Genomic DNA, 16,937 nt, shown 5'->3' with positions numbered 1-16,937 from the left:
CCTGCTAGACCTCGCAGAGCATGCCGTCCGTGAGGCCGAAAGTGCCGTTGGCCAACCCCCTGGCGACATGCTCGATCAGCCCCTCGACCCCGGGCGCTACCAGGCTGCGATAGGTCTCGTCATGGAAGTAGGCGAGCACTTGGCCGGGCTGCCCGCCGGGTGCCGGGTCAAGGTCGACGCACAGATAATCGCCGCCGCCATTGGCCATGATCGGCAGCCATTGCGGCCACCACCAGGTCGGGCGAATACCGGCATCCACCTGCATCGGCTCATGGTCGGGGTCTTCTTCGTTGACCCCGCCCGGGAAGAACTCGTTGAGGAAGGCCGCGCGATCCACCACCTCGCTCAAGGGCATCCAGGCAAAAGCATCCAGCAGCGTGGCGGCGCCTTCGGTCTGGCCGTCGGCGATGGCATAAAGCGCGCGCAGCATGGGCGGCAGAGACAGTCCAAGCTGGCGTTCAGCCTCGGCCATCTCTGCCTCTGATGCGCCGGGCCGGAACATCGGCGGCAGGTCTGGCGCGTGTTGCGCAACCCAATGGGCGATAGCGGCCAGGGTCTGGGCGTGGGAGTGGGTAGCGCTCATGGGGTCAGCCTCAAAGGGGAGTGCACTCAGGTTTCTGGTTGATCGTCTTCCTGGCAGAACTGGGCAAAATCAACGCAGTCCTTGGGCACTGATGGATGGACCTGGACGTCCTCCAGCAGTTGCGCAAAACGCGCCCGTGAAATCAGGCCCAGGGCGTTACGCTCGGCGTCTTCGAGCTGCATTGTGCGGCTCAGCCAACCGAGGACCTGGCAGCTGGGTTGGCGCGCCAGGGACGCCAGCAGCGCCCCTTCATAGGCCGCAATGGCCTGGGCTTCGATCAGCATCCCGAACGGTCCGGGGCCGCCGTAATCCAGTTCCGGATAGGTTTCGACCAAGGCCAGGATCTGCTCCAGTACCTGCGGGTAGTCATGCAGGCGCAGGGCGTCGAGGTGCTGGTAGGCACAGTCGATGACGATCCATTTATCGCCCTGGGCGCGTGATTGTTCGGCGGCCTCGGCCAGGGTGGTGAAAATCGAATTCAAGGCTGTGTTCATGTTCAATCGCCTAGCGGTTGAAAAGGGTAGGGTCAGGCTATCGCCGCGACAAACACCGGGAGGATATGGCGCGTCGCCTCGGGCGTGTGGATCTGCCTCGGCAGTTCGTGCCAGTCGGCATACAGGCGCTGGGCGATGTCTTCGACCTGCTCGGTGCGCCGGGTCTTGCGCCCGAAGGGCAGGCGGCCGTGGCTTTGCGAGACCAGGCTGAAGCGCAGCTGGCGCACCTGGGCGTCGTGCCAGCAGTAGAACAGCATCGCGCTTCGGCCCAGGCTGGCGCGGCGGGCTTCGAGGATGGCATTGATAAAGCCACCGATGCCGGCCACGGTGATGCCCGGGGTCTGCTCGTCGGTGGGCGAAAACCGCCACAGGTTGCTCTGGGCTTCGTGGTTGATGTGCTCCGGATCGATCACCACCTCATCATCCCGGGCCAGGTCGAGCCACTGTTGCAGCACTTCGGCCCCCTCCAGCCGGTAGTAGTCGGTGCGGATGCGGGCCATGGCGTGGGCCACGGGCTCGGGGTTCCAGGCGGTGATTTCTTCCTGAAGGCGTGCATTCCACAGGCAGATGACGTCGATATCAGGGTCCAGCTGCACCGCGAACGCCGAAGGCCCGGTGCCGCAAACGGCCCAGACATCCGGCAGTTCACCGTTGCGGAAAAACCGCACCTGGCCTGTCAGTGAGGGGAAGTGCCGATACAGCTCGGCAAACAACGTTTCACCGAAGCCGCTGTAGCGAGCCAGGGCCTGCTGCTCGCTTTCGGCCTGGTAAGACACTGCCGGGTTTAATAGATCGTGCATCCTGCACCGGGTGTAGATAGGGGGCGGCAAGCTTATCAGAGGCCGAACCGACACCGGTACAGGGCGCAGCGCTCGCGGCTCACGGGGCCGGGCGGGCCTCGCCGATCAGGATGTCCTCGAAGAACGCACCGACGGCTTCGGTGGGATGGCAGAGCTGAATTTCCAGGACCCAGACCATCTCGCTCGGTACGATTTCCAGCTCGGCCAGTTTTTTATTGCCGAACAGGGCGTGGGGGAAGTCGGCGATGCGGTGCCCGGCCAGGTTTCGTTCCAGCATCCAGCCCTTCGCCGCCGCGCTGCGCTCCGCGAAATCGTAGAGCCCGCGACCGGTCAGCCCCCGCTGCCAGGCCTCGCGGGTTTCGTCGAAGACCTCATGCAAGGCCGTGACGCACGCCCGGTGCAGCGGGTGCTCGCCGAACACGAAAGTGTCGCCATAGTCGCCTTCATAGCCGTCCCACACCGGGCCGAGATCGACCACGGCGATATCGGTCGCGCGCAGCTGGCGCAGGGGGTCGATGCGCTCCCGTGGCGAGCGAATGGTGTCTTCGCCGAAGCGGATATAGGTCGGGTGCCACGTGTGGGATGCGCCCATCCGGGTCAGTTGCCGGTTGGCCATATCAATGGCTTCGGCGGTGGTCATGCCGACCCGCAGTTGGCTGGCGATCAAGGCCAGGGCGCGAACCGATTGTTCGCGGGCGGCCAGCATGCCGTCCAGGGAATAGCGCGGGCCGACCTTCTCCCACACGGGATCCAGAGGCTTGAATGTCGACACCGGGGCTGGCACGCCGTTGGGCACAAAGGCTTCCGCGACAAAACGGTGTGGCGCCAGGCCGGCAGCCAGGCATTGCGCGCGGACCTGGCTGATCATTGTGCTGTTGCCGCAGGCATAGACCTGGGCCTCTGCCCAGGGGTGCCCATGGCCGAGTGCGACCTGTTGCACCCGGGCTTGCGCCGCCAGCACCGGGTGCCAGGCAAACCCCGGGTGCTCGACGCCGGCCCGGTCGAGGAAGTCGCGGTCGTAAAAATCCGCCGGGCCTGAACCGCCCCAGTACAACGTCAGCCTGGCTCCCCGGGCCAGGGCATTGAGCAGGATCGGCTTGACCCCGGCATAGCCGGTGCCGGTGGCGAACAGGACGACCGGACGATCATCATCGTGCTGCCAGGTACAGGCGCCGAACGGGCCTTCCAGGGTCAGGGGCTGGCCAATCTCCAGGGTCGGCAGGATGCCCTCGGAAAACCACCCGCCGCGAACCTGGCGAATATGAAAGACCAGTTGCCCCTGATCCTCGGCCGGGAGGTTGGCGATCGAGTAGCAGCGGCTGTGGTCCTCCCCCAGACGAAACTTCAGGTACTGCCCGGGCCTGACGTCAAGTGGCTCCCGGGTGCCCGGCTGCAGCACCAGTTCGATGACGTCGGCGCTCAAGGCACGAAGGCTCAGCACACGGGCGTCGATCGCCAGGGTCGGGGTGTCCAGGGACCAGCCGGGGATCTCCAGGCGCATGTCCGCGCAGGCATGGCTCTGGCACAAAAGCAGTTCATCGGCCGCCAGGGGGAAGGAGGCAGGCGCACCATTCGCAGCCTGGGGCGTGGCGCGGTATTGCCCGCTTATCACCTTGACCTTGCACGACCCACACGCCCCGCGGCGGCATGAGAACGGCACCGGCAAGCCGCTGGCGAGCATGGCGTCGAGCAGCAGCTCATCCCCGGCGTCAAAGGTTTTCCCCGATGGCGACACTTCAATGACATGGCGTTGGTTCATAAGGACCTCGGGTAAGTGAGGCCTGATTGTTGCGCTAGACTAGGACCATTAGAACCTCCAGATTTGGATACTTCAGATGGTCCAGATGCGTAAATGGCGCCCCTTGCTGCAACTTGAGGGGAGCGAGTCCCAGGCGTCTTACCGGCGGATTGTCGACGGCCTGGTCAAGGCCATCGTCGACGGACGCCTGACCCCCGGGACGCTGCTGCCCGGGACACGGGAAATGGCGCAGCTGCTCGACGTCAATCGCAAGACCGTGATCCTGGCCTATGAAGAAGCCATCACCAAGGGCTGGCTGGTCAGCGAGCCGCGCCGCGGCACCTTTGTCAACGCGCAATTGGCCGCCCAGCCCAGCGCCCGCAGTGCCCAGCCGTCTTTCGCCCTGGAACTGCTGGCGCACCCCGCGGTGGCGTATTTCACCCAGGGCGACCAGGTGCCGGCCTTGCAGCATCGGCCCGGCACACTGTTCATCGATAACGGTGCGTGCGACCACCGCCTGCTGCCTCAAGCCGTATTGCACCGCTACTATCGCAACGCGCTGCGCAGCAGTTTCGCCTCCAATACCGTGCGTCACGGCAGCGAGCAAACCAGCCATCACCTGCGCCGCGCGCTGGCCGACATGCTGCGCCACAATCGCGGTCTGGCCGTTGGCGCCGAGCATATCTGCCTGACCCAGGGCACCCAGATGTCGCTGTACCTGACCGCCAGCGCGCTGCTCAAACCCGGCGATGTGGTGCTGGTGGAGCGCCTGAGTTATCCACCGGCGTGGGAGATCTTTCGCAAGCTGGGGGCGCAACTGGTGACCCTGGACCTGGACAGCGAAGGCTGCCGGGTCGATCAGATTGACGCGCTGTGCCGGGTGCACAAGGTGCGGATGATCTACCTCACGCCCCATCACCAGTTTCCCACCACCGTCAGCCTGCACGCCGGACGCCGGCAACAATTGCTGGCATTGGCCAGGCGCCATGATTTTTGTGTGATCGAGGAAGATTACGACCACGAGTACCACTTTGACGGGCGGCCATACCTGCCCCTGGCCAGCGACAGCACGCAGCGCCACGTGATCTACATCGGCTCGCTGTCCAAGGCCCTGGGGTCGACCTTCCGTTGCAGCTATGTGGTGGCGCCCACCAATGTCATCGAGGTGCTGGAGCGACATGCTGCGCTGACCCTGGGCCAGGGGGATGCGGTCATGCAGCGGATGCTCGCGGACCTGATCAATGACGGTGAACTGAAGAAGCACCTGCGCCGGGTTTCGAAGGAGTATCTGCGGCGCCGGGAAACCCTGCACAGTGGCCTGCTGGATGGGTTTGGCGAGCGGATTTCAGTTCGGGAGCCGGAAGGCGGGCTGGCGCTGTGGGTCGGTTTCGAGGCGGAAATCGATGTCGATCAACTGGTAAAAAAGGCCCTGGAATATGGCCTGGTGGTGCGCAACGGTCGCCAGTTTTCGCCGCTGGATCAACCGGAAAATGCCCTGCGCATAGGCTTCGCCTCGCTCAATCGGGAGGAAATCCGGCTGGCCACAGCGCGTCTGGTGCAGGCGGCAGCTGCCATCGCCCGCTAGGCAATGCAGGTTCAGCCGCTGCCGAGAGCGGGCTGCAGCGCGCCGCTGCAGGACTGTGGCCTAGGCCAGTGATCCCCAGACCTGCACCAGGCCGAACAGGTGCACCAGGCCATAGACCAGGCACACCACCGAGCTGACCACCACGAAGCGCACGCTGCGCCCGGTGCCGACCAGGGTGAAGGGCCCCAACAGGCCGCGCAGCAGGTAGACCAGGGTGATCGCGCACAGTGCCGGGCGCAGCAGGGGCAGGGGCTCGATGACGCCGGCCGCGGACAGGGCATACGCCGCCCATGCGCCGAGCACCAGGGCAATCCCCGCCGTGACCAGCGCCGGAAACCAGCGCCCGGCCTGGGCTGCCCGCACAAAGCGTTCGCCCGCGCCAAACAGGCGATACCAGGAAGGCCCGCCCACTATCACCCCGACATGCATCAGCGCCGCCAGCAGGCTGAGCCCGGCGCCGATCACCAGTGCCATGTTGTATTCGTTTGTCATGCCATCGCTCCTTGAGGCCCGAGGGCCACGCTGAGCCCCGAGGCGTTGCTTCGCCAGGGCTCAGGGTAGCCCCTTGATCAGCTGGTTGCCGCTTCGGCGCGGGTGCCGACGTCCATCACCTGGTAACGCACGTGACGCCCGCACACCGCCGCGGCCGCTTCCACGCCGCCGGTCATGGCGCCAAAGATGCCGTGCCCGGTACGGGTAGAGGCGCCACACAGGTACAGGTTGCGGATTTCGGTCTTGGCCCCCGGCCGGTTGTGCAGGAAGTACTCCGGGGTAAAGGCCAGGCCGTAGGAGGTGCCGCCTTCGGAGCCGATAAAGCGCGTCACCGAGAACGGGGTCGAGACCTCCTGATACACGATGTGCGCCGACATGTTCGGAATCACCCGCTCCGCCAGGGCAATCAGCTGGCGCGCGTAGCGGTCTTTCTTCGCCAGGTAGGCCGGGTTGGTGCGGTAGCTGCCATCGTCCAGCTCAGCCTGGGTCACGCCCCAACTGTGGGGGGTGGAGGGCACGACCGACATCAGTTGCAGGTTGTAGATGCCTGGCGGGGCGATGGCCGGGTTGTCCGGGTCTTTCATCGTCGCGTTGCCGATGAACAGATGGGGCTCGTCGGGGAACTCGCCGGCGAACACGTCGCGGTAGGCCTTCTCGTAGTCGTAGCCGGGGTAGAGGCGGTAGTTGGTGTTCTTCAGGCCCATGGCCTTGAGGTCCATGTCGATGCCCAGGTAGACCACGCCCATGGCCGGTGACATTTCGAATTGCTCGGCGCGGCGCACGGTCTGCGGCTTGAGGTGTTCACGGCCGATCAGGCCCAGCAGGGACTGCTTGAGGTCGGCATTGCAGATCACCGAGTCGGCCTTGACCACCCGCTTGCCCAGGTGCTTGTTGCTGAACTCGACGCCCACCGCGCGACCGTTCTCGATCAGGATGCGTTCGACCTTGGAGCGCAACAGGATCTTGCCGCCCTTGCGCTCGACCACTTCGCCGAGCTTGTCGGAGAACACCTGGCCGCCGCCCGAAGGGTAGTAGGAGCCCTGCAGGAAGTGGTTGACCACCGCCGCATGGCCGGCCATGGTCGCGCGGCTTGGCGGCTGGTGATAGACCCCCAGTTGCCCGGTCAGCACCGCCCGCAGGCGTTGGTTCTGGGTACAGGTGTCGAGGAACTGCTCCACTGTCGATTTGGCATGGCGCATCAGCATCCACGAACGTGGCAGCACCCACAGCGCGGTCAGCGGCCGCGAGTGGATGCCCATGAAGTCCCAGACCTGCTGCAGCATCTTGAAGTAGCGGTTGATCCCCGCCCGTTCCTCGGGAAAGGCCTCCAGCAGCTTCTCGCGAAAGCGTTCATAACCACGGGGCACCGCGAACTCGAAGGCGGGGAAGCACAGGGTCTCGAAGCCCTCCGGGTCCTGCTCGATAAATTTGATTTCGCCGTCATTGATCCCGGCGCCGCGCAGGATTCGCGGAATCAGGCCGTGCTTGCCGCAGTCCCCGATGTAGTGCAGGCCGACATCGAACTCGTAGTCCTTGCCCTTGCGGTGGAACACCGTGGCGCAGCCGCCCATTTCATAGTGCATGTCGAGCACCAGCACCTGTTTGCCGCGATTGGCCAGGGTTGCCGCCGCCGTCAGGCCACCGATGCCGGCGCCGACCACGATTACGTCAAAGGTGTCGCTCTCTAGGGTTTTGAATCGATCAAAGCTTTGCATGGGATAGGTTCCAGTCGCACATCAGGCATGGGCTAGGTGGTGGTCGCGGGTCGGGTCGACCGCCTCGGCCTCACGTATCAGGTGGGGCAGCTTGTTCGGCTGGCGGCTCCAGTGTTCGTGGTTAGCCAGGGGCGGGATCCGTTGCAGGATCACCGGCCAGTGCTGGACCAGCTCGGCATTGAGTTCGATGAAATGCCGGTTGCTGTCATCGAGCTGGTTCTCCGGCTGGATCGCTTCCTCGGGGCACTCCGGCAGGCACAGGCCACAGTCGACGCACTCCTGGGGGTTGATGGCGATAAAGTTCGGCCCTAGGTGGAAAGCATCCGCGGGGCAGATATCGACGCAGCTGGTATGGCGGCATTGAATGCAGTTGTCAGTCACTACGTAGGTCATGGTGTGTCTCGTAAAAGTCGGGTTTGACAGGGGGAGGGCGCCACTCAGAAGTAGCGGTCGACCAACAACCGCGCCGACAGCATCGTTCCGATGAAGCCTGCGCCCGGGAAGGTCCAGGCCCCGACCTGGTACAGCCCCTTGACCGGGTATTTCTGCGGGAAACGGTTGAACAGGCCGGATTGCCGGGTGTTCTGCTCGAAGCCGTAGATCGCGCCCGCCGGGTTATGGGTGAACTTGGTCATGGTCCGGGGCGAGCCGCTTTCGCAGACCTCGATGTGCTGCCTCAGGCCGGGAATGACCCGTTCGGCGTTGGCGATCAGCAGCTCGGTGAGTTCCTGCTTCTTGCGCCGGTAGTCGAGCTTGTCCAGGGACAGCCACTCCTTGGCGCCCGTCAGGGTGAACAGGCCCAGGCTCGACTTGCCGGCCGGGACCATCGACGGATCGACGTTGGAGAAGTAGTTGATCGACCAACTGGTGTTGTCGCCATGCAGCTCGCCGGCCTGGATGTGCTCGAACTGTTCGCTCTGGGTTTTCTCCGGGGCGAAGAAGTGGATGTACTCCTCGGGGCCCACGCCCAACTCGCTGAGCGGGCAATCGAGCCCCAGGTAGACCTGGAACCCGGACACCGACAATTTGAGCCGGCGCAGGCGCGAACGGTACTTGGCGTCGAAGTGCTGTTCGCCGGCCAGGGCTACCACCGCATGGGGTGAAATATTGGCCACCACATTGCGCGTCTTGACCCGGCCGGACTTGCGCGTCACCACGCCATTGATGCGCCCGCGCTCGATCACGATCTGGTTCACCGCCGACTCCAGTTCGACCCGGCCACCGTGCTGCTCGATCACTTCCACCAGGGCATTGGACAGGGCCTGGGAGCCGCCCTTGATCGAGTAGCCGCCGTTTTCCAGGTAGTCGATAAAGGGGTAGGAAAAGTAGCCGAACGCCAGGTCCTTGGCCGGCAGGCCGTAGTAGCTCCACTGCGCCGACAGCACTTCCTTCAGGCGTTCGTTGGTGGTGAAGCGCGAGAAGTAGTGGTCCACGGTTTCGTGGCCATACTTGAGCACCCGCGGATAGACCAGGGGCGTGGCCATCAGCCTCATCCAGAACGGTTTGCGCGAATACAGGAAGCCGCACAGGTCCTTGTAGTTGCGCTGGGACTCGTCGAACAGGCGATTGATGTTGTCGACTTCCTCGGGAAAGAAGCGGAACAACTCGCGCTTGTAGCCTTCCAGGTCGCGGTGCCCGACGGTGATGTCGACGTCTTGCGAGCGATAGCGGTACAGGGTTGGGTGATGCAGAAACTCGACCTTGTCCGCCACGCCGCAGGCCTCGATTACATTGAACGACTCGGCGCCACGCACCACGCCGTCGAACGAGTGCAGGGACACATCGAAGTTGAAATCCTTGCGCCGGAAATTACTGGCATAACCGCCGGGTACATTGTGTTTTTCCACCACCAGTACCTTCTGGCCGCGTTGCGCCATCAGGCTGGCACTCGCCAGCGCGCCAAGGCCCGCGCCGACGAAAACGGTATCGTATTCTTGACTCATTACATCTCCAGGCTCTGCGGCCGGATCGGGACAGCTCAATCAGACCGTCAGGCCGCCGTCGATTACGAATGTCTGGCCGGTGATGTAGTCGGCCTGGTTCGACAGCAGGAAGCTGGCCAGGGCCGCCACTTCACGCACTTCACCGAAGCGCTTGAGGGGAATGGTGTCGGTGATCGATTTGCGCACCGGGTCGGCGATCTGCTCGACCATTTCGGTGGCAATGAACCCCGGGGCGATGGCGTTGACGTTGATCTTGAAGCGCGCCAGTTCCAGGGCCATGGTCTTGGTGATGCCGATCATCGCCGCCTTGGTCGCCGAGTAACTCAACTGCCCCTTGTTGCCCTTGAAGCCACTGACCGAGGACATGTGCAGGATCTTGCCGCGCCGCTCGGCCGCCATGGCCGGCGCCAGGCATTTACTGAAATACACCGCCGAATCGAGGTTGGTCGCGATCACATCGCGATAACGCTCGATGTCGAACTTGAGCAGCAACTGGTCGCCGGTGACCCCCATGTTGTTGATCAAGCCGTAGGGCTCGCCGAGGGTTTCCACCAGCTGTGCGCACACCGCCTCGACCGACCCATGATCGCGGCCGTCACAGGCGTGGCCGTGGGCCAGACCACCGCTGGCCGCCACTTCCTGCTCCAGTTGCCGTGCCGAGTCGGCCGAAGACTGGTAGGTGAACGCGACTTGATACCCTTCCCGGGCCAGGGACGAAACCAGTGCGCGGCCAATGCCGCGACTGCCGCCACTGACCAGCACCCATTTACCGTTTGAAGCCTGCTGAACATCCATGATCTACATCCTTTAGCCTGATGGTCCTTGCCGTTGTTACGCGGGCACGACGGGTGTTTTAGCTTCTGCACGGTGGAAGAAATCGAAGATTTCCTCGAAGTAGCGGTCCCGATGCTTCTTGTGGTTTTCCAGATGGCGACAGCCTTCGAAACCGACCAAGTGCAGCGCCGCGCAATCGAGGCTCAGACCCGCGACGCTGGCCGCTGGGATAAAGCGGTCGTCGAGGCCGTAGAAATAGGCGATCGGTAGCCGGCCTACGCCGCGCAACGAGTGGTCGATGGCGCAGGTTCCGGTGGGCACTGCCAGGCGGCTGCCGCTGATCCAGCGCATGGCCAGTCGCAGTGGGCCACGGGTGAAATAGCTGCGCACCGACACCGGCACACTGTCCAGCACCGCCGAGGTGAAGGGCGTGGTATCCCGCGCCAGGGCATGGGACAGGTGATAGCCGCCAAACGAACAGCCCACCAGGTGGATGGGCAGGCCGGGGTTGTCCCGCTGCACCCGTCGGGCAATGGCCAGCACATCGTCGGCAAAGGCGTGGCCGCCGATGGTGCTGCGGCCGAAGCCTTTGAAGTTGAAGGCGACCACGTGATAACCCTGGTCGAGAAACGCCTGGTCCAGCTTGTTCTCGAAGAAGTAATGCATGCCGTACTTGAGGAACGGGTGGCACAACAGCACCACGCCCCGAGGGTGCATGACGGTGGTGCGCAGGGACGCCCCCTCCAGCCGACTGCCGTCGCGCGCGACTTCGACAAAACCTGCCGCGCGACTCGGGACGTCGCGCTTCCAGCCCTGGACCTGGCGGAACATGGTGCGGATGAACAGTTTGGAAATGGCCACACCCAGCCAACCCGTCGATTGCTCGTTTTTGCTCATGCTCGTTTCCATTGTCTGGCCTTCATCTCGGCATAACCGAATGCCGCTTCGTAGCTGGGTCCCGCCACCCAGGCGCTGAGGAACTGCACGCCCTGCACCGGGAAGCCGTGATGGAAGACATGGCCGCTCAGGTCCGTGCTCACCATCGCCCCATAACCCGAACCGTCGGTGTTGTTGGTGAACCGCACATAGGTGTGGGGCGTGGCCACTTCGGTATGCAGCACATGCCCGCGCAACCCCGGCACCTGGCTCAACAGACGCTCCACCAGGACGGCGCCGGCGCGCTGTTTCTTGGCCCGGTACTGCTCGGTACGGCGCTGCGGCCAATGAGCGATCGAGTCGAGCACGTTGATGCACACCACCAGGCCCGCAGCCGGGTCCAGGGCGTGATAGTTGGTGACCTCGACCGGCGACATTTCCCAGAAGGCCCGCTCACTGAGCGCCGCCTCATAACCGCTGCGCTCGGCAGCCATGCGCAGCTCGGCGCCGGCGCCCGGGTCCCCGGGGAACAGCATCGACTCGCTGTGCAGCAAGCCCAGTTGCGCCGGTGGCAGGTCGGTCACCAGGTACACGGTGGTGGTCGAGCGGGCCGGTTTCAGCGCGGTGAGTTTTTCCCGCGTGGGGGCCAGCTCCACATCCGCCGCGAACAGCGACTGCACCGCGTAGTGCGGTGAAGCGTTGATGTACACCCGCGGCGAATGGAACACGCCGCGCTTGGTGCTGACCCCCGTGACGCTGCCTTGCCCGTCGGTGAGCACTTGATCGACCGCCGTGCTGAGCAGCACCTGCCCACCGGCCTGCTCGATCCGCTGCGCCAGCAGGTTGGACAAGTGCTGCGACGAGCCCCTGACATAGGCGTTGCCACGGTTGAGGGTGGCGTACACCACATGCAGGTAGTACAGGTAACCCAGGTCTTCCGAGTAGCCGCCGACGTAGATGCCCGGCGCCGCCAGGATCTCGATCAGGTACGGGTCGTCGAACAGCTCGTGCAGCGCCTGGCGCACGGTCTTCTGCTTCAGGTGGCGATGGGCGAAGCGCAATTGGGCCATGTCCGGCTCAAAGGTGCCTTCCAGCATCTGGAACTGGTAATAGCCGTTGCGCCCGTAAGTCCGAACCTGTTCGAAGAAGGTCGCAATGCCCTCGGCCTGATGGGGAAAGCGCTCCAGCAACTGCTGTTGCGCGTCGTCCACATCGTTGGCCAGGGGCAAGGGTGTGCCGTCCTGGTAAGCGCAGAAGTAGTCTTCGGGATAGACCAGGTCCAGCGTGTCCTCCAGCTCGAGGCTGCGCAGGATGCGGATCAGGTTGCCGCCCTCGGCCATGCCGCTGAGCTTGTGCAGGCTGCAATCGAACACCGCCTCCTGCTTCGGTCGGCTGAACGTGGAGGCATACCCGCCGACGACAATATGCTTGTCGATCACCAGCAGGCGTACCCCAGGGTCACGTTTGACCAGCATGGCCGCACAGGCCAGGCTGGTGATCCCGGCACCGACGAAAATCGCGTCCCAGGACGGCTGGCTCATTGACGCAACCCCAGCTTGTCGACCCAGGCGTAGATCTCGGTGAAACGCACATCGTTGATCCGGGCGTTGTTGTCCGAGCGCCAGACTTCTTCGATCTTCGCCTTGTCGTCCATCGCGATCGGGAACTCGAACGACGTGTGCCGGGCGATTTCCGGGTTGTAGGTGAACATGTCGATCAGCGCCGGAATGATCCGACGGCTCATGGCTTTCACCTGGGCGATGGATTCCGCGCTCGCCGTTTCAAAGAACGACTCGCTGATCCAGCGACCGAAGGCGATGTGCCGGGCCTCGTCATGGTGATGTTCACGGAACAGGGTCCGGGTCATGGGTTCAATGCCAGGCCCCTGGGAGGTGTGCATCGCGCCCATTTCCGCCACCCACTCGATCAGCAGGGTGAACAGCACGCCCACCGCCGGCTCCATTTTCGGCAGGGTCACGGTCAGCAGTTCGTAGAGCCCTACCGGCGGGTTCCAGATCTCCAGGCCGGCTTTGACCATGAAGCGCTTGAAGGTCAGGGTGTGCACGATCTCCTCCTTGGAGAAGATCATCAGGTACTCCTGCAGGTCCTGGGAGATCCGATCGTGGAACTGGGTGATATAGCCCATGTACAACGACGGAATGGTCTGCTCCAGCCAGATGAACATGGAGATATCACGGCCGGTTTCCAGCCAGGCCAGCTCCAGTTTCTGCGCCTCGCTCAGGCCTTCACAGAAGCGCGTGCCATTGATCCACAGATGATCGGGGTCCTTGGGATAAAGGCTGCGATCGACTTCCTGGTTCCAGGGCAATACGGTCGCGTGGTCCATGGTCTTGTGATGCGAGACCTCACTCAGCTTGCGGACCTTCGATTCCCTTGCCTCTGAAATGGTGAGCACACTATTGGTCAGCGTGGACATTCCCTTGCTCCTAATGGGTAACGGTGGATCTGCCGGTCAGGCAGGTGCGGTGGCCGATTCCTTGACCTCGACCACGAATTCGCACAGCTGGCGCAACGTGGCGATCTGGCGGCTGGCGAACGAGTCGGGATCCAGCGCCACGCCGATCTTCTTCTGCACCACAAGCTGCATCTCGACGAAGTCCAGGCTGTCGAACGCCATCGATTCGATCTGGGTATCGAGGGTCACATCGTTTTCGTCGACGTCCTTGAGTTCCAGAATGAGGTCACGAACAACGGCAAATACTTTCTCTACGGTGGTCATTGCACAGCTCCTTGGTGGGGTTAAAGGGTTTTTGCCATCAGCCCGAGGGTGATGGTCATGACGTGGCGATCGCTGACATGCACCCCAAGATCGAGGGTGCCCACGGCCTTGCCGGGGCTTTCGATCAGGTTGATGTTGCCGATCTCACAGCGAATATCGGTCTGCAACCCGCCCAGGGAACGCAGCGAGGTGCAGAAGTTGATCTGGTGGCTGGTCTGCACCACCAGCAGGTCCGACAGGTCCTCAAGCCGGTTTGGTCTTTCCCGCTGCCGGAACTGCGCTGACAGGGAGTCGAAGACCACCCCCATGTGGTTGCGAATGAAGTGGGAAAAGATCAGCGCATCGAGCGCGACCCAATCATCGAAACCCTGGCCCAGGCCCTGGCGAAATTCCGCGAGCCAGGCCGTCACTTCCTCCCTGACCAGCAGAAAGCCCGCAGTGCTGGAGGACCAGAGCGGCGCGTCGACGATGCGCACGTGGCCGATCATGTGTTCGCTGTTGCCGATGCTCGACTGCAACTTGAATGCCGTGCTGTCACTGCGCTCGCGGGTCGACAGGGCGACCAGGCTGTCGCGCAGCACCGGCGTCTTGAGCAGCGCCTTGAACTGCATCCAGTCCTGGGGCAGCACCGGGTTGACGCGCCCCATGCGCTGCTTGACCGGCAGCAGCGCGAGCATGCCGTGCACCACCACATCGGCGGCGTCCATGCGGCGCGCCGCTTCCAGGTCGAAGTGAATCGGGTTGCGATCACCGGAGAGGCCGGCCCAGGCCTCGATCTGCTCGGCTGCAAATTGCAACTGCATGCTCAAACCACCTTGCGCAGCATGATGCCGGCGTTGGCGCCGCCGAAGCCGAAGCTCAGGTTCATCACGTTGTTCAGGCTCTGCCCATGCAGGTGCTCGTTGGGCACGTAGTTGAGGTCGCACTCGGGGTCGGCCTGATCCATGTGGATCGTCGCCGGGATGGTGCCGCGGGCCATGGCCTTGAGGCAGAACACCGCTTCCATGGAACCGGCAGCACCGATCAGGTGGCCGGTGTAGGACTTGGTGCTGGACATCGGAATGCCGTACGCGGCGTCCCCCAGGGCCAGCTTGATCGAGCGGGTTTCGTTGACGTCGTTGAGCGGGGTCGAGGTGCCGTGCAGGTTGATGTAGTCGATCTGCGCCGCCTGCACGCCGGCCTGCTTGCAGACCTCATTGATCACCCGTACCCGTGCCTGCATGTCTTCGGCCGGGGCGGTCATGTCGTAGGCATCCGAATAGTTGGCGTAGCCGGTGATCTCGCCAAGAATCTTCGCGCCCCGGGCCCGGGCCGACTCGTAGTCCTCCAGGCACAGCACCGCCGCACCCTCGGACAGCACGAAACCGCTGCGGCCCTTGCTGAACGGGCAGCAGGCCAGGCGGGTGTTTTCCTGCTCTTTGCTCAGGGCCTGGATGACATCCACCGACCACACGTTGAACTGCTCTTTCAGGGACTCGCTGCCACCGGCAATCATCACCTTGGCGCGGCCGCTGCGAATCGCCTCGTACGCTTCGCCGATGGCGATGGTGCCCGTGGCACAGGCCGCCACCGGGCTGTTCTGGATACCGCGCATGTTCCAGTTCATGGTGATGCCGGCCGTGGCCGCATTGCACATCGACATGACCGTGGCGAAGGAGGTGGAGATGCCGTGGGCACGGTATTCGTTGTTATTGCTGTTGGCGGTGTCCAGGCCGCCCCAACCGGTGCCCAGGATCACGCCGCGATCGAAGGGCGAGACGATCTCATCCAGGGGCGTATCACCGAACGCCATGCGGATCGCCTCGTGGGTCGCCACCAGGCTGTATTTGGCGAACAGCGGCAACATCTTGGAGATTTTCTTCGAAAACGGACGCATCGCCGCATGCCCGAAGTCATCGATAAAACCAAAGTAACGGGCGTGGATGCTCGGATCATCGAAGGTGTGCTGACGGTAGCCCACCTGGTAATCCATCATCGCGTCCCAGATAGCGTCGGCATTCTCGCCAAGCGAGCAGATGGCGCCATAACCGGTTACCACGACCCGGCGCGGTTCTGAAGAAGCAGACTTTTCCATGATCTTCCCTGTTTCGATGTCTTTGGCTTGAATGCCGCACAGCATGAAGAAGCCTGATCCAGACACTCAGACTGTCATTGGCATAGTTGGCGATAGAGGCAGATGGAGTACTTTCAATTACAAGCGATGACGGCAACTTAGAACAATCGTCCAATGTTGAAAGTTCAGCGTGCAGCGTCATCCGGGCTTAACCACTGCCCGGCATAAGTTGTCGTAATTGCCAGGGCAGGACAACTGTATCTAGGTACAGATAGGTGATTAAAATCAAAGTGCGCAGGCGCCAACTGCACTAAGGTACAGGTCGCTACTGAACGGATATTGATAAACTAAGGAAAGTCGTTGGGGGTTATCTTCGATGTGCGGAAGTTAATGCCTTGCGCTCCTGTACCCATCGCTCTACTTAGTACTTAAGTACTACATTCATGGAAGAACGTTAATAATATGAACGCTATCGATTTTTACACGCTTGACTATAGTGCGACGCCCCATGCCTGGGTCGCTGACTTGTATGGCCTGCGCAAGGAAGTATTCGCCGACCGTCTGAATTGGAAGGTCAATGTAAACAACGGCATCGAGTTCGATGAATACGACAACGAGCGCACCACCTACCTGATCGGCACCTGGGAGGGCATTCCCCTGGCCGGCCTGCGGCTGATCAACACCTTGGACCCCTATATGGTCGAAGGCCCGTTCCGTGATTTTTTCCGCTGCGAGCCGCCAAAGCATGCACTGATGGCCGAATCCAGTCGCTTCTTCGTAGACAAGATCCGCTCACGCCACCACGGCCTGGCCCAGGTCCCCCTGACCGAAATGCTGCTCTTGAGCATGCACAACTACGCCGCGGCCAAGGGCCTGGAGTCGATCATCACTGTGGTCAGCAACGCCATGGGGCGGATCGTGCGCAACGCCGGCTGGCACTACGACGTGCTGGATACCGGCGAAGCCTCGCCAGGGGAAAAAGTGCTGCTGCTGGACATGCCGGTCAACGAGCTGAATCGCCAACGCCTGCTGGCCACTATTGCGCGCAAGCAACCCCTGTCAGCGGCACAGGCCAGCCTGTGGCCGCGCCCTCTGCAGGCTGGCGACAGCCCGCTCGATGTGCCCGAGCGGGTCAGTGCCTGAA

The 16,937-nt window shown here is 63.0% G+C and carries 17 protein-coding genes; 2 read left to right on the top strand and 15 right to left on the bottom strand.

Annotation, left to right across the window (positions count from 1 at the left end; translation table 11 throughout):
- Window positions 1–4: 4 nt before the first annotated feature.
- The 4 genes from AC19YX_RS32630 to AC19YX_RS32615 all read right to left on the bottom strand — a co-directional run bounded on the left by AC19YX_RS32630 (window position 5) and on the right by AC19YX_RS32615 (window position 3,636).
- Window positions 5–583, bottom strand: a complete 579-nt coding sequence (locus AC19YX_RS32630) for an SMI1/KNR4 family protein (RefSeq protein ID WP_500607875.1) — start codon at window positions 581–583, stop codon at window positions 5–7.
- Window positions 584–609: 26 nt separating this feature from the next.
- The gene (locus tag AC19YX_RS32625; RefSeq protein WP_500607874.1) at window positions 610–1,077 is read right to left on the bottom strand and encodes a hypothetical protein; all 468 of its coding nucleotides are present in this window, start codon (window positions 1,075–1,077) and stop codon (window positions 610–612) included.
- A gap of 32 nt (window positions 1,078–1,109) precedes the next feature.
- The gene (locus tag AC19YX_RS32620; RefSeq protein ID WP_500607873.1) at window positions 1,110–1,877 is read right to left on the bottom strand and encodes a hypothetical protein; all 768 of its coding nucleotides are present in this window, start codon (window positions 1,875–1,877) and stop codon (window positions 1,110–1,112) included.
- 79 nt (window positions 1,878–1,956) lie between these two features.
- Entirely contained in the window at window positions 1,957–3,636 is a 1,680-nt protein-coding gene (locus tag AC19YX_RS32615) for a M24 family metallopeptidase (RefSeq protein ID WP_500607872.1), read from the bottom strand.
- 76 nt (window positions 3,637–3,712) lie between these two features.
- Between AC19YX_RS32615 and pdxR the strand changes: the two genes are divergently transcribed.
- Entirely contained in the window at window positions 3,713–5,200 is a 1,488-nt protein-coding gene (gene pdxR, locus AC19YX_RS32610) for a MocR-like pyridoxine biosynthesis transcription factor PdxR (RefSeq protein ID WP_500607871.1), read from the top strand.
- A gap of 60 nt (window positions 5,201–5,260) precedes the next feature.
- Here the strand turns inward: pdxR and AC19YX_RS32605 are convergent, their stop codons facing one another.
- The 11 genes from AC19YX_RS32605 to AC19YX_RS32555 form a co-directional block, all read right to left on the bottom strand.
- Window positions 5,261–5,692 (bottom strand): hypothetical protein, encoded by a 432-nt coding sequence (locus tag AC19YX_RS32605; protein WP_020299956.1) that lies wholly within the window; start codon window positions 5,690–5,692, stop codon window positions 5,261–5,263.
- 77 nt (window positions 5,693–5,769) lie between these two features.
- Complete coding sequence (locus AC19YX_RS32600; protein ID WP_078469731.1) at window positions 5,770–7,407, bottom strand: phytoene desaturase family protein; 1,638 nt, start codon at window positions 7,405–7,407, stop codon at window positions 5,770–5,772.
- 21 nt (window positions 7,408–7,428) lie between these two features.
- Window positions 7,429–7,800, bottom strand: a complete 372-nt coding sequence (fdxA, locus tag AC19YX_RS32595) for a ferredoxin FdxA (RefSeq protein ID WP_020299954.1) — start codon at window positions 7,798–7,800, stop codon at window positions 7,429–7,431.
- 44 nt (window positions 7,801–7,844) lie between these two features.
- Window positions 7,845–9,350: a phytoene desaturase family protein gene (locus tag AC19YX_RS32590; protein WP_078469732.1), complete on the bottom strand. Its 1,506-nt coding sequence runs from the start codon at window positions 9,348–9,350 to the stop codon at window positions 7,845–7,847.
- A 39-nt stretch (window positions 9,351–9,389) separates the two neighbouring features.
- Window positions 9,390–10,145: an SDR family NAD(P)-dependent oxidoreductase gene (locus AC19YX_RS32585; protein ID WP_020299952.1), complete on the bottom strand. Its 756-nt coding sequence runs from the start codon at window positions 10,143–10,145 to the stop codon at window positions 9,390–9,392.
- Window positions 10,146–10,181: 36 nt separating this feature from the next.
- Window positions 10,182–11,021, bottom strand: a complete 840-nt coding sequence (locus AC19YX_RS32580; protein ID WP_201129390.1) for an alpha/beta hydrolase — start codon at window positions 11,019–11,021, stop codon at window positions 10,182–10,184.
- Window positions 11,018–12,541 (bottom strand): phytoene desaturase family protein, encoded by a 1,524-nt coding sequence (locus tag AC19YX_RS32575; RefSeq protein WP_500607870.1) that lies wholly within the window; start codon window positions 12,539–12,541, stop codon window positions 11,018–11,020. The genes AC19YX_RS32580 and AC19YX_RS32575 overlap by 4 nt, the downstream gene beginning before the upstream one ends.
- Complete coding sequence (locus AC19YX_RS32570; protein WP_078469735.1) at window positions 12,538–13,437, bottom strand: diiron oxygenase; 900 nt, start codon at window positions 13,435–13,437, stop codon at window positions 12,538–12,540. The genes AC19YX_RS32575 and AC19YX_RS32570 overlap by 4 nt, the downstream gene beginning before the upstream one ends.
- A 36-nt stretch (window positions 13,438–13,473) precedes the next feature.
- Entirely contained in the window at window positions 13,474–13,740 is a 267-nt protein-coding gene (locus AC19YX_RS32565; protein ID WP_078469736.1) for a phosphopantetheine-binding protein, read from the bottom strand.
- A gap of 20 nt (window positions 13,741–13,760) precedes the next feature.
- Window positions 13,761–14,543 (bottom strand): MaoC/PaaZ C-terminal domain-containing protein, encoded by a 783-nt coding sequence (locus AC19YX_RS32560; RefSeq protein WP_078469737.1) that lies wholly within the window; start codon window positions 14,541–14,543, stop codon window positions 13,761–13,763.
- Between the two features lie 2 nt (window positions 14,544–14,545).
- A complete protein-coding gene (locus AC19YX_RS32555; protein ID WP_242487583.1) occupies window positions 14,546–15,814 on the bottom strand; it encodes a beta-ketoacyl-[acyl-carrier-protein] synthase family protein in 1,269 nt (422 codons plus the stop codon).
- Between the two features lie 441 nt (window positions 15,815–16,255).
- Here AC19YX_RS32555 and AC19YX_RS32550 point away from each other — a divergent pair, with 441 nt between their 5' ends.
- Window positions 16,256–16,936 (top strand): acyl-homoserine-lactone synthase, encoded by a 681-nt coding sequence (locus tag AC19YX_RS32550; RefSeq protein ID WP_201129393.1) that lies wholly within the window; start codon window positions 16,256–16,258, stop codon window positions 16,934–16,936.
- The last annotated feature ends 1 nt before the right edge of the window (window position 16,937 follow it).

This window comes from Pseudomonas sp. MF09150 (assembly GCF_059862355.1).
Note: the sequence above shows the minus strand (reverse complement) of the source record. Positions and strands in the feature narration are given on the sequence as shown.